Source organism: Alkalimonas sp. (genome assembly GCF_020831925.1).
GTDB lineage: Bacteria > Pseudomonadota > Gammaproteobacteria > Enterobacterales > Alteromonadaceae > Alkalimonas.
The window spans coordinates 1-13,220 of record NZ_JAFIFQ010000070.1; the positions used below are offsets into that span (position 1 = coordinate 1).

The 13,220-nt window shown below is 50.7% G+C and carries 8 protein-coding genes, 1 tRNA gene and 1 pseudogene; 5 read left to right on the top strand and 5 right to left on the bottom strand.

The features are described from left to right. Positions 1 to 194: 194 nt before the first annotated feature. Positions 195 to 3,905 (top strand): FG-GAP repeat protein, encoded by a 3,711-nt coding sequence (locus JJU14_RS14960; protein ID WP_228614524.1) that lies wholly within the window; start codon positions 195 to 197, stop codon positions 3,903 to 3,905. Between the two features lie 161 nt (positions 3,906 to 4,066). Here the strand turns inward: JJU14_RS14960 and JJU14_RS14965 are convergent. From JJU14_RS14965 to JJU14_RS14980, 4 genes and pseudogenes are all read right to left on the bottom strand, one after another. Beyond that, a pseudogene (locus JJU14_RS14965) lies at positions 4,067 to 4,331 on the bottom strand (flagellin); the annotation flags it as partial. 193 nt (positions 4,332 to 4,524) lie between these two features. Then, on the bottom strand, positions 4,525 to 4,731 hold the full coding sequence (locus tag JJU14_RS14970) for a hypothetical protein (RefSeq protein ID WP_228614525.1): 207 nt from the start codon (positions 4,729 to 4,731) through the stop codon (positions 4,525 to 4,527). Positions 4,732 to 4,969: 238 nt separating this feature from the next. Next, positions 4,970 to 5,056, bottom strand: a tRNA-Leu gene (locus JJU14_RS14975). Positions 5,057 to 5,172: 116 nt separating this feature from the next. Beyond that, on the bottom strand, positions 5,173 to 6,483 hold the full coding sequence (locus tag JJU14_RS14980) for a M64 family metallopeptidase (RefSeq protein WP_228614526.1): 1,311 nt from the start codon (positions 6,481 to 6,483) through the stop codon (positions 5,173 to 5,175). Positions 6,484 to 6,775: 292 nt separating this feature from the next. Here JJU14_RS14980 and JJU14_RS14985 point away from each other — a divergent pair, with 292 nt between their 5' ends. The 4 genes from JJU14_RS14985 to JJU14_RS15000 are packed head-to-tail and all read left to right on the top strand — an operon-like array spanning position 6,776 to position 12,342. Beyond that, the gene (locus tag JJU14_RS14985; RefSeq protein ID WP_228614527.1) at positions 6,776 to 9,634 is read left to right on the top strand and encodes a TonB-dependent receptor; all 2,859 of its coding nucleotides are present in this window, start codon (positions 6,776 to 6,778) and stop codon (positions 9,632 to 9,634) included. A gap of 50 nt (positions 9,635 to 9,684) precedes the next feature. Then, entirely contained in the window at positions 9,685 to 10,773 is a 1,089-nt protein-coding gene (locus JJU14_RS14990) for a histidine kinase (protein ID WP_228614528.1), read from the top strand. Continuing rightward, entirely contained in the window at positions 10,766 to 11,512 is a 747-nt protein-coding gene (locus JJU14_RS14995) for a LytTR family DNA-binding domain-containing protein (protein WP_228614529.1), read from the top strand. The genes JJU14_RS14990 and JJU14_RS14995 overlap by 8 nt, the downstream gene beginning before the upstream one ends. Further along, positions 11,509 to 12,342 (top strand): hypothetical protein, encoded by an 834-nt coding sequence (locus JJU14_RS15000; protein WP_228614530.1) that lies wholly within the window; start codon positions 11,509 to 11,511, stop codon positions 12,340 to 12,342. The genes JJU14_RS14995 and JJU14_RS15000 overlap by 4 nt, the downstream gene beginning before the upstream one ends. A gap of 54 nt (positions 12,343 to 12,396) precedes the next feature. Here the strand turns inward: JJU14_RS15000 and ctlX are convergent. Beyond that, the coding region (gene ctlX, locus JJU14_RS15005) for a citrulline utilization hydrolase CtlX (protein WP_228614531.1) at positions 12,397 to 13,220 on the bottom strand (824 nt) is incomplete at its 5' end.

The window sequence follows — 13,220 nt, forward strand, 5'->3', positions numbered from 1 at the left end:
AGATACGGCAGCATGACTCAAACAAATCCGCCTCCGAATTTACCGGTACGATTCAGAGAAAGACGTAATGCTGCTTTCGGATGGTTAAGTTTAATGATGTATTGTACTAGCTCAGAGTAAAGCTGATACTTGTTTCCAACGGCTGTTAAAATTATCTGCTACCCTTACAAAGGATAAGTTGAAGGGAATAGCCAATGCGCCTCTCCATAAAATCAAACTGCATTATTTCCAGAATATTGACTATATCCATTGTCTTTTTTCTTTTTGCTTGTAGTGACAGAGAGCCATCTGTAGCAAGCTTTAGTGTTATACCGTCAGCCGATATGAATGGCAGTATTAGTCCTGAGACAACTCAGTCTATTAATTGGGGAGGCACCACCAGCTTTACCATAACACCTGACGAAGGTTTTAAGATTGCCGGGGTAGTAGGCACTTGCCCAGGATCTTTAAATGATCATGTATTTACTACTGATTTTATTACCAATGACTGCTCTGTTGTGGCTACATTCTCGCCCATCATCGTGAGCGAACCCGAGCGGGTCAGTGTGATCCCATCCGTTGTTGGTCATGGCACTATCTCTCTACCTACAACCCAACGTATTGCGAAAGGGGAGTTTATTCGTTTTACCCTCACACCGGCCAGTGGGCATAGCATTGCCAATGTGCACGGTACTTGTGCAGGTACACTGGATGGTAATGTCTTTACCACCGATAATATTCATGAAGATTGTGCAGTAATCGCCATCTTTACGCCTAATAGTGGTGAAGTAGCACAAACTTTCAATGTTATCCCATCGGTTGTAGGTCAGGGCATTATCACACCCTCCATAACTCAAACCATTGAACCAGGTGAAAGTGTAAACTTTACCCTTTCACCTGCTAATGGTTATGAGCTATCAGACGTCATCGGCACCTGTAACGGCTCTTTGGATGGGAATACATACCAAACTGATCAGGTAAATGATGATTGTGCAGTGGTTGCCGTCTTTACTCCTTCAGCCGGAACCACAGCACCAACGTACAGCGTGATCCCCTCGGTTATCGGTAATGGAAGCATGACTCCGGATAGTACTCAACCGGTGTCACAAGGAGATAGTGTTCAATTTAGCCTAACACCCGCTGATGGATTTAGCATTGGAAGTATCAAAGGGACCTGTAGAGGCAGCCTCATCGGCACAACTTATACTACAGATGCTATTTTCTCAGACTGCTCAGTAGTTGCTACCTTCATACCCGATGCAGGCTTCATCCTTTCATCCTTCAGTGTCATCCCGGTGGCCATAGACCATGGCACTATCAGTCCTGCAACGACGCAAACCATCAATCAATGGGCACGCGCCAGTTTTACCATCACACCAGACCCGGGCTACTCTATCGCTAGTGTTGGCGGTACCTGCAAGGGGACCTTAACAGGTACAACCTATACCACCGATGCCATCGTTGCAGATTGCTCAGTGGTCGCTACCTTTATTGCAGACACCAATCTTATTAATGTGAATGTTATCCCAATCGCACTGGATAATGGCAGTATCGACCCTGCAAGCAACCAAACCGTTCGCTTAGGAGAAACTCTCAGTCTTAGTATTCTGCCGGACGATGGCTATGGCATTGCAACTGTTATGGGGACCTGCCAAGGTACTTTAACCGGTACTACTTTTACCACGGCCCCCGTTCAAGAAACATGCTTGGTGATCGCAAGCTTCACCCGTACCGATGCAATCCCCTCTGTTTTTAGTGTTATTCCATCCATTATCGGAAGCGGAAGCATCACTCCAAATACCACGCAAACCATAACCGAAGGCACAAGCACCAGCTTTAATCTCACCCCAGACATTGGCTTTCGTATTGCAGGTATCAGTGGAACTTGTAGCGGAACATTAGACAGTAACACCTTTACTACCGCAGAGATTCATTCCGATTGCTCCGTAGTCGCCAGCTTTGAGCCTACCCCTGTAACATTACCGACTACATTCCGTGTATTTCCTGTAGCAGCATCAAATGGCAGTATCAGCCCGGCAGCTACGCAAACCATTAATGAGGGGGACAGTACCAGTTTTACCATTACACCAGACCCCGGCTACACCATCGCCAGCGTCAATGGCACCTGTGGTGGCAATTTAGACGGCACCACCTATACCACGTCAGCAATTAGCACCAACTGCTCCGTGGTCGCCAATTTCAGCATGCAAGCTCCTTCAGCTCCGTCATTAACCATGACACCTCAGCAAAGCAAGACCTTTGCCTTTACCTGGCAAGATGTTGCAAATGAAACCGAATATCGACTACTGGAAAACTCGGATGGAAACTCAGGGTATAGTGAAATTGCAACGATTGCTGCCAATGAAACCAGCTACCAGCTAGAAGTGTTTTTACCTGGCCGTATTAATGCCAGCTATATTCTTGCAGCCTGCAATAGCAGTGGCTGCTCTGATTCAGCCCCCTACTTCGTTACAAGCTCCCTAGCAGAAGCAACCGCTTACGTGAAAGCATCAAACTCACAAACCAATATTGAGTTCGGTTATTCTGTCACATTGTCGGCTGATGGGTTGACTATGGCCGTTGGTGCTCCCTCTGAAAGTAGCAACGCTGCTGGCATTAACGGAGATCAAACCGATACCTCGGCGCCAACAAGCGGTGCTGTGTATGTTTTTACCCGAAACAGCAGTCATAACGATTGGCAACAGCAAGCTTATCTTAAGGCTTCTAACAGCAACTCAGACGCTTTTTTCGGACATAGCCTCACTCTGTCCGCAGACGGAAATACACTAGCGGTTGGCGCAATAGGCGAGAGTAGCAACGCAACCGGCATCAATGGTGACCAGAATGATACTTCTTTAGTGAATAGTGGTGCGGTGTATGTATTTATCCGAAGCAGTGAAACCTGGAGCCAGCAATCGTATGTAAAAGCTTCAAATACAGATGCAAATGACCGCTTTGGCTGGAGCCTTGCGCTTACCACCGATGGCAATACGTTGGCAGTTGGAGCCATTGGCGAAAGCAGCAATGCCACTGGGATCGATGGAGATCAAACGGATAACTCTTTGAGTGAAAGTGGTGCTGTGTATGTTTTTCAACGCAACGCCAGTAGCATCTGGAGCCAGCAAGCTTATGTGAAAGCCTCTAATACTGGCAGTTCTGACCAGTTTGGTTATAGCGTTGCGTTATCAGGAGACGGTGATACCATGAGTGTTGGTGCACGTTACGAAGATAGTAGCGCTACCGGAATCAATGGTGATCAATCAGATAACTCAGCACAAGCCAGCGGGGCTGTCTATATATTTACCCGTAGTGGCAACAGCTGGAGCCAGCAAGAGTTCATCAAGGCTTCTAACACTAATTTTTTTGATTCATTTGGCTCGGATGTAGCCTTATCTGAAGATGGCAATACTTTAGTGGTTGGAGCACCGCTTGAAAGTAGTAATGCCACAGGCATTGATGGTGATCAAGTAAACAACCTGGCAACCAATAGCGGCGCAGTGTATGTTTTTACTCGAGTTGGCACGACCTGGAGCCAGCAAGCTTATATCAAAGCATCAAATACCGATGAAGAAAATGTATTCGGTTGGAATATAGCGCTTTCAGCCGATGGCGATATCTTGGCAGTTGGTTCAGTAGGCGACAGCAGTAATGCTTCAGGGATTAATGGTGATCAATCCGATAGGTCCGCTGAAGACAGTGGCGCTGTCTATCTTTTTAAACGTAATGGCAGCAACTGGGAGCAGCTTGCCTATGTAAAAGCGTCTAATACACGTGAATTCAAATTGTTTGGTTTTGCTGTTTCTCTTAGCGGGGATGGAAAAACTATGGCAATTGGAGCACGCACTGAAAGCAGTAATGCCATTGGAGTTAATGGTGATCAGACTGACACCTCAGCGACAAGAAGTGGTGCAGTTTATATATTTTGATTCACTTATATAGCCTGGAACTTTAAAGCATTCATGTTCATAAAATCTTTGGCAGCAAGCGAGCCTTTGATTTTTCTGGTTCAAGTCAGGGCTATCCATTTCCAGATACAAGCCCCTTACTTAACCCTGTTTCTTCATGATAATAAAGTTACAGCCTTGGATTACTGAAGCAGTGCCAAGGCTGTCTGAGGCCATTGGTTCGCGTGTGCAAGCAGAGTTATACTCTACTGCTGCAATATCTTCGTCCTAACTTAGCTCCGCAGCCTCTTTGGCAAAGTCGGTATCTCGAATTCGCATGCGCGCTGCTGAAACGTTTTCTTCGATGTTGTTCAGATTACGAATAGTGCCTTGCAGTCTGTGCTGGATTGCACCAAGTTTTGACTTGGAACCAACGATGGTTTGGATAGCCTCATCAATAATCTGAAGGTTTAAAGTCGTGATCAGCTCTTCATCCTCCGGCGGTGAAATATTGTACTTCTGTAAGCCAATTTGATCCGTACTCAGGCCAGTTAATGCCGCTATAAAAGCTTGATTGGCAAGTGCCATTGCTTCGTCAGTTACTGTAACGACAATGCTTAATTAAAGGGTTGTATTATTGAACAGAGTGAAAGTGTTTCCACTAATCCATTTTTTCCAAGCGGGTTCGAACGTTCGTCATCAGGTTGAGCCATTCAACCCGGTAGCTGCTGGTATCCACGGTTTCTACTGTAATTTGGATACAGCCAAACTTCTCGATCCGTCTATCTATCACAGGGCCCGGGGTGACACCACTTTCTTCACTGCCAGGCATTGGCGCAGTCATCTCGGATGCCAAGGAAATGAGCATAGCGATATCCTTTATCAGCCAACGCAACAGCATCAGGCTTGCACTTATTCCAATCTTTTAATGGTAATGTGCAAGAGGCAAGATTAACTTAGGATAATGCTGGTGGCAGGTAGGAAAATGTCTTAGATCGTTCTCTGAAGGGATGACACCTTTTTATCGCCAAAAGCATTCCAAGGCCCATAGAGAGCTTGCTGTAAGGTGGCTTTAAATATTGACATGAGCTATTGATGAAAATAGATGGTGCCTAGGGTCGGACTCGAACCGACACGTTGTTTCCAACGGTGGATTTTGAATCCACTGCGTCTACCAATTTCGCCACCCAGGCACGGGGGGATGTTGATTTGCCCTTGCATTATACGAATCCATTTCGTACGTGCAAGTGAAATTATGGCACTTTGTTTTAGCTGCTGTTTTTTACAGCAGCCAATGGTGATTCTGTCATCAGTTTTCTAACTGACTTTTAATCTGCTCCACAATCGCCTGCTGACACACCGGGCAAAAATGATTGTCGCCCATATCCAGCAACATAATGCAGGCCAGTGCCGGTCGGTAGTAGTGCTCGGCGCTGTAGTTAGCGCCCTGAAAGGCCCCGACCACACCCTGGTACGGCTCTACCGCTAAGGTCGACATCTGTCGGTTTTGCACAAAGGCCTGCTGGCTCCAGGGGGTGGGGATTGGGGTATCGTCTGCCACCAGATGCTGCCATTTCAAATCCTGTAAGCCCGACTTGCTGGTAATATTCGGCTGGTAAGGCTCAATGATACCAGCACTGGCTGCATAGCCTGGCGTACTATGAAAGTACTCATCCGCCAGGCCAGCCAGCGAGTGCCCAAGTTCATGCAGCACTAAAAACTCCCGCCTTGGGTGAAACGCCGGGGCAATGGCATAGGTTTGGAAAATACCACTGCCGTGATACTCATGTGAATTGGTCAGGATCACAATGCTGTGATACGGCACCACCATAGCGGCGTTACGAATTGCATGCACTTCCATACTCAGTGCATAGCGCGGCATGCCCAGGGCATTGGGGTTAACGGCAAAACGAGTATCAAGCGGCAGCCCGTCCTTGTTTGCGCCGATGCCACTGTCGTTCGAAGGTGTCATCACGGCATGCACCTGCATGTACGGCCGCAAACGATCAAAAGGTGCGTACCGAAACAGCGCTTGGCTTAGTTCGGTGGCCGCCTGAAAAAATGCCTCGGCTTCATCGGCTTGAAACCCTTCGGCCAGAAACACCAGGCCATAGGCTTGATCTGCTGTCTCTGGCGCCTGCAACAGCCGGATGCTATCTGTGGCAGCTGGCGTCGGCGCAGGCTCCGCTTGCAAGGGTAAATCCAACTGCCAGACCGCTTGAAGAGGTTGGCCGGGCTTATCCAGCTGCCGACGGAGTATTTGCAAACGAGCCGGCATAGCAGGAGCCGGGAAACGCAGTGATTCCTCAAAGTAACGCTCGTTGTGGCTAGCATCCGAGCTAAGCGACCAGTCGGAAAATAAAGATGAATAGCTTTGAGCATAGAGCAGCTCCCCGGTCCCGGACTGCGTGATTTCGAAACGGTAATCACCTCGATTCAGCTCATCCTGTAAATCCACCGGGCCTTGCCATAACAGGGGTTCTTGCCATAAACCGCTTTTTCGGAACTGTTCCTTGTCATCCTCAAGGCCATGCAGCAGATCCAATCTCCAGGTGGCTGGCACAGCTGCATGCAGTTGTCCTGCCAGGCACAATAAACCCACCAAAAACCAAAATCTCATCAATGCATCATCCCACACTGGCTATCGTTCATCTGTACCCAAGCTAGCCTGCTTTTTTAGCAGCGCCAGCTACAAAGTCATCGGTTGCCGCCTCAGGTGCATAAGCGAAAAAAATCCCAGCAAAACCGTTTATAGCAAGAATACCGCGGTTGATACCTTATTCTGAGCAAGCCAAACCCATGCTGCTGGTCGGCATTCCATCACTTTGGTATCAAGCTACGGTTGCTGAAAAAAACAACACCAAACAGCACCAATAAAAATACAATAACAACACCATAAGGAAGGAACACCGATGCCCGCTTTCATCCAGCCATCCCCACTCGTCCCTGCTAAGCTTCGCTACCAACCTTTAACACTGGCCTGTCTGTCTGCCTTGCTGACCTTGCCTGCACTTGCGCTTGAGAATGAAGGGAGGCGCGACAGCGAAGCAAAACCGGAAGTCATTACCATTACCGGCAGCCGCATCCGCCGGACTGATCTGGAAACCCATACCCCAGTGGTCAGCATCAGTGCGGAAGAAATTCGTCTGTCCGGTGCCGTGGATGTCAATCAGTTGCTGAATCAATTACCGGCGATGGTCCCTGCCAGCGGGGCTGAAACCAGCAACGCCAGAGGCTATGCAGGTACCAGCACCCAGGACTTGCGGGGTATGGGCGCCATTCGCACCCTGGTACTGGTCAATGGTCGCCGTCATGTACCCTCCATTCCCGGCACCAGTACCGTGGATGTATCGTCCATCCCGACCGCTCTGATTGAACGGGTGGATGTGCTAACCGGGGGTGCCTCCTCGGTTTATGGCGCCGATGCAGTATCTGGTGTGGTGAATATTATTTTAAAACAGGATTTTACCGGCACACAAATGAATGCTTCCTATGGCGCCACCACCAAGGGTGATGCCAATCGCTGGTACGGCACTCTGACTCATGGTCAGGCCTTTGCTGATCAGGCAGGCTTTTTTAATCTGCATGTGAGTTATCACACATCCAGGCCAGTGGAAGGCCGGGATCGCCGTTACATTGCCAATGATTTAACCTACATCGACAACCCACTGGCGGGGCAAGAGGGAGAGTACGATTTTATTCTGGGCCGACGCACCCCGCTGTATTCCAGCAGTTATCGCACTTTTTTACTGGACGGCCGCCCCTACCGGCTGGATAGTTCAGCTCAACCTCAGCCGCTGTTACCAGACTCCGCCGATGTGTTTGGCAGCAGCACTACCCAGTTGGCCGCTTTATCGGTAGATGACACCTACGGCTCTTTCTATTCACGTTATGAGTGGGCACGCCTGGCCGTGCCATTGCAAAAACTGAACCTGAGCAGCAATTTCAACCGTGAACTCAGTGCCAATACCACCCTAACAGGTGAATTGAAGTATGTTCGCTCCAATTCAGAAAGCCGGCTCAGCCCCCTGGTGGAGTTCGGAGTGGCGCGACTGCCGGTTGATTATGCGTTTTACACACCAGAGCAGCAGGCAGCAGTTTCACAGAGCGGACAGGGGTTATTGTTTGGTGGTTACTTTCCGGAAATGGGCCGGATGGGCAGCGACCTTCAGTACGATTTGTATCAGGCCGTATTGGCAATCGAGGGCTATACAAGCAACCAACATCGCTGGCAACTCAGCGCCCAGCATGGTGCCACCCGATTACAAAGCACACACCTGAACTCCTACCGGGAAGAGCATTGGCGTAAAGGCGTTTGGGGCAGCTTTCGGGATCCTCAAAGCGGTGAAATCCGCAGTTGCGATAGCGGTTGTGTCCCTATCAACGTGTTTCAGCCGCTGACAGAGGAAGCGATGAACTACCTGAAACTGGATCCGCACCAGAGCAGCGCCAAACTACAACAAAGCATCCTGGCAGCCAACCTGGATGGCGACTTATGGCAGTTACCTGCAGGTTACATTAGTTACGCAGCTGGCGTGGAGCATCGTCGCGAGCAAAGCCGCAGCACCCCATCGGATGTGCAATTGACTGGCATTGGTCCCAGTAGCATGCGCAGTGAACCGCTGATAGGTAAATACCATGTCAGTGAGGCCTATGCCGAACTACGCCTGCCGCTGCTTGATGGCCTGCCCGCAGCAGAACGACTGAGTCTGGATACCGCATGGCGCACCGCCCGTTACAACCTGGCGGGTACCAACCACAGCTGGAGTCTGGGCCTGGACTGGATGCCGTTCGAAACCTTAAAAGTGCGGGCATCGCGCGCTAAAGCAGTGCGGGCCCCGAACATCAATGAAATTTTCCAGCCGCAAAGCCAGTTCCGCAACTATGTGTTTGAAGTCTGTTATTCTGCCTATCGCCAATTGGGTTCCGAGTACCGTGAAGCCAACTGCGATGCCCTTGGTTTAACCGATCCGGCCAACTACTACTGGGATGCGCTGATCGTCACCACAGGCAATGATCAGCTCCGCGCAGAACGCGCCTATACCTTTACCGGCGGCCTGGTGTACTCACCCGGCTTTATCGACAATCTTAACCTGACAGTGGATTACTGGGACATCAATCTGGTAGATAAAATAGGTACTTTGCCCTGGGGTGAAGTCTACCCAAACTGCATGGACAGCAGCAGCCTGGATAATATTTTCTGCCAGTTGATTGAGCGGCGCGATAACCTGATGGTGCTGAGTCTGTCTTATCTGAACCTGGCCCGCCACCAAACCCGCGGCATTGATTATGCGTTGGATTACCATTACCCCATCCAACAGCTCGGGCTCACACTGGGCTTTAACAGCAATTGGGGCCGTCTGATTGAACGCAAACTGCAATCCGATCCGGTAGCCTCGGTTCTGGAAACCGTCGGCGGCATGGCCTTTCCAAAATGGCGTGGCCGCAATCGCCTTAGCCTGAGCACCCAACAAAGCAGCCTGAGCCTGACGGCTCATTACATTGGCCGGCAAAAGCCCAGCATTTCCCGCGATCCGTCCCGTTATGAGGTCACGGAAACCGGCCGGGTTTGGTACCTTGATCTGGCACTTAGCCACCGCCTGACAGAGCAGCTGTCACTTTCGGCTTCAGCTTTCAACCTGACGGACCGGCAAACACCGCAGGTACCAGGTGCCAGCACAGGGGGCGCCAGCTGGGAAATGGGCTACACCGCAGGACTGTATAATACGCTGGGGCGCTACTACAGCCTTGGCATTCATTACAGTTTCTGATACATCTGACCGGGGCTCTGATGCGCAGAGCCCTTATCTGATGAGAAAACATGAAAACTATTGCCATCCAGCAACCGATCAAACAATTACGCCAGCGTTTGCGCCTGCTCGGCCCGACAGATATGCTGGTGATCGCGCTTCTAAGTACCAGCTGTGCTGTACTCAGCGCCCTGCATCAGCAAGTGTATCAGCCAACCATTAGTCTGAGTTATCTGCTGGCCAGCTTTACCGAATACGCTAAAGTTTTTAACCTGATTGGGTTTTGTCTGGTCTTCATTTACCTGCTTCTGATGCCAGCTCCCAGCCAGTCAGTATCCTTTTGCCGCATGGCAGCTATCGGAACGCTGACCTTTTTTCTCAGCTGGGTACTGAGCATGCTGCTGTTTCCCTGGGATAAAACCTTGCTGCCCCCGCTTTGGGAGGCGGCCACTTACCTGCTACGCATTCTGCTGTCCTCCGTTTGGGTGATTTTTGTATTGCTGTATCTGAAAAACCGCTTTACCCAACCGCAGTTTCAGCAGCTGCAACAGCAGATTCACGAAACCGCTCAACAACGGGATCAAGCGGAAATGGAGCTGCACCTGCTGCAGGCCCAGCTGGAGCCACACTTTTTCTTCAATACTCTGGCCAATATGCACAACCTGATTGACCTCGATCCGGAAAAAGCCAAGTTATTGCTAGAAGAGCTGACCAGCTACCTGCGGGCCAGCATTCCGCAATTTCGTCAGCCTTTTATTCCACTGGCCGAAGAGGTCAACATCATTGAGCGCTATCTGGCCATTCAGCAAATCCGCTTTGGCAACCGCCTGGAGTACCAGCTGGATATCAGCCCGGATGCAGCGAAGGCAATGGTACTGCCGATGTCAGTACTAACGCTGGTGGAAAATGCCATCAAGCATGGTATAGAAAAAGTCACCGGCACAGGCAAGATCCAGATGAGTGCTCGTATCGCACAGCAACAACTTCAGATTGAAGTCAGTGACAGTGCCGCCCAGCCGCTGCAATCTCAGCAAGGCACTGGCCTGAATAATTTGCAAGCCCGCCTGCTGGCAGCTTATGGCCAGGCCGGACATTTTTCCATCCGGGTGCAACCAGGGCAATGCACCATTGCTCAATTAGGAGTGCCGCTGCATGGTTAGGCTGCTGATTGCAGAAGATGAAGAGATTTTACGGCTAAGCCTGCGCAAAAAACTGGCCAGGTTCTGGCCCGACGCCGAACTGGTGGCCGAGTGCAGCAATGGAGAGGAAGCACTGGCAGCACTGGAGCAATTACAACCCGATGTGGCCTTTTTGGATGTACAAATGGGCAGCCTGTCCGGGCTGGATGTGGCCTGCTTAAGTGCCCATCTGTGCCACCTGGTGTTTGTCACCGCCTATGATCAGTACGCGGTAAAAGCCTTTGAAGCCGGTGCCATTGATTACCTGTTAAAGCCCTATTCCGATACCCGCCTGCAGCAATGCATTACCCGGCTGCTGCAGCGGCTGCATCAGGCTCCGATACGATTGGATAGGGCCTTGCTTCAGCCAACCGTAGGCACTTATCTGAGCCAGTTAAAGTTGCAGTTGGGCAATAAAATCTGGCTGCAAAAAACCGAAGATATTTTGTATTTCCATGCCAGTGGCCGTTACGTCGAAGTGGTGACCACCGAGCGCGAATTTGTGGTACGCACACCGCTCAAAGAGCTGGAGAGACAGCTGGATCCTCAATTGTTTTGGCGGATCCACCGCAGCACGCTGATCAATATTCAGCAACTGGATCATGTCAAAACTCTGGACTCAGAGCAAATGCAAGCCTGGATAAAAGGTTGCAATAAGCCACTGGCTATCAGCCGCAGTGCGCAGCACCTGTTTAAACCAACCGAATGGTCCCATGGATGAAAGCTTGCATCCGGCTTATAGTCGCTCTGCTGCTGTGCGTCCTACTTAGCCATTGCAGTCAGTTACCAACGCCCCCGACACCAGAGCTGCTGCCCCACACCGCAGCAGCCGTTCAGCAGTTCAATCAAGGTTTTCGCGTACAGCTGACGTTAAACAGCAAGGAAGTGCAGTTGGCGCCCTGGGCGTTGCAGTTTGATGCTGTCTCGTTACATGATCAGGATCTATTGCCCTACCTACGCATGCTCAAGCAGGAGCTGGGCAAATACCCGACCGAGCTGCTTGAGCTGTCCGGGCTGCAGCAGATCCTGCTGGTGCGAAATCTTTCGGTCGCCGGCCAGCCCAGATTGGCTGTGCCGGACTATGTGCACGAAGTGCTGATATACGACATTGGTCACCACGATATGGCCTTCAACCGCCATGTGCTGCACCACGAGTTTTACCATATGCTGGAAGAAGAGCTCTATGGCTCGGCGTATTACCGCGATCCACTCTGGCTACCGCTAAAGCCGGATGATTTTCGCTACGGCAAAGGCGGGGCCTTCGCCAGAGCCAGTGAGGATGCTGCTTTCTCCCATCCCATGCAGGGCTTTATCAACCGTTATGCCATGAGCGGTCTGGAAGAAGACAAAGCGGAGCTTTGGACCATATTGTGGGCCGATGCCAGCTGGCGGCAGGTAAAACCTTTACTGCAGCAGGACCAGCTGCTGCGCGAAAAGTTACAGCTGCTGGTTTATCAAATTGGTTGTTTGGCACCAGAGATCCGCCCCAGACTAGCGCACCGGCTAAACTCCCTCGACGTGCCGCTCATTGCCTGCGCTCAAAGTCAGTAGCACAGGACCAGGCATGCTTTGCATGCCCTAGCACCAAGAAAACAGCCCGTAAGCTTAGGCCATGGCTGGTGGCAAATGAATACCTGCAATCATACAGCGCGCTGAACCACCAGCCGATTCGATCGTTGGCACCTGAATAGGCAGCAGGCGGGCACTTTGTTCAATGCGGTGTATTTGTTTGGCCGTTAACGCATTGCTTGCCGTTTCGGACAAGACCAGCAAAGGGCCATGGCTGCCAGTGAGCTCAATGGCATTGGCGCAAAACGATTGGATCTGCTGATAGCTCAGATCAATCACCTCACGGCCACTTTGCTGAAAATAGGCCAGCAGTTCGGTACGCTCTGGCTCAGGCACCATCTGCAGGCAAATAAGCACAAACTGGCTTGCCAAGCACATCATCACATTGGTGTGGTACACCGCCACCCCCTGCTGATCAAAGGCATTAAAAATCACCGGCTTCAGGTTAAGCTGCTGACACACCGTGCTCACCAAAGCCGGGCTGGTGCGTTTTGAAACAGCGGCAAAAGCAAGACAATTGAGGTGATCAATCACCAGTGAACCGGTTCCCTCCAGAAACAGCTGCTGTTGCACCAACCCCGAATAATCAACCACTTCTGTTACCTGGTACTCTGCCTTTAACAACTCGATAATATCCGGCCGGTACTCCAGCCTGCGGTTGTGAGCAAACATAGGATAAATGATCACCCGGCCATCGGCATGGGTGGAAAACCAGTTGTTTGGAAACACCGAGTCCGGTGTTATCTGCTGCTCATCCTCAAATAAATGCACCAGCACCCCATGCCGTTCAAGCTGACTGGCTGCCGCAGTCACTTCCGCATACGCCTGCTGTTTGGCATCGTGCTGACTATCGCGGGTTT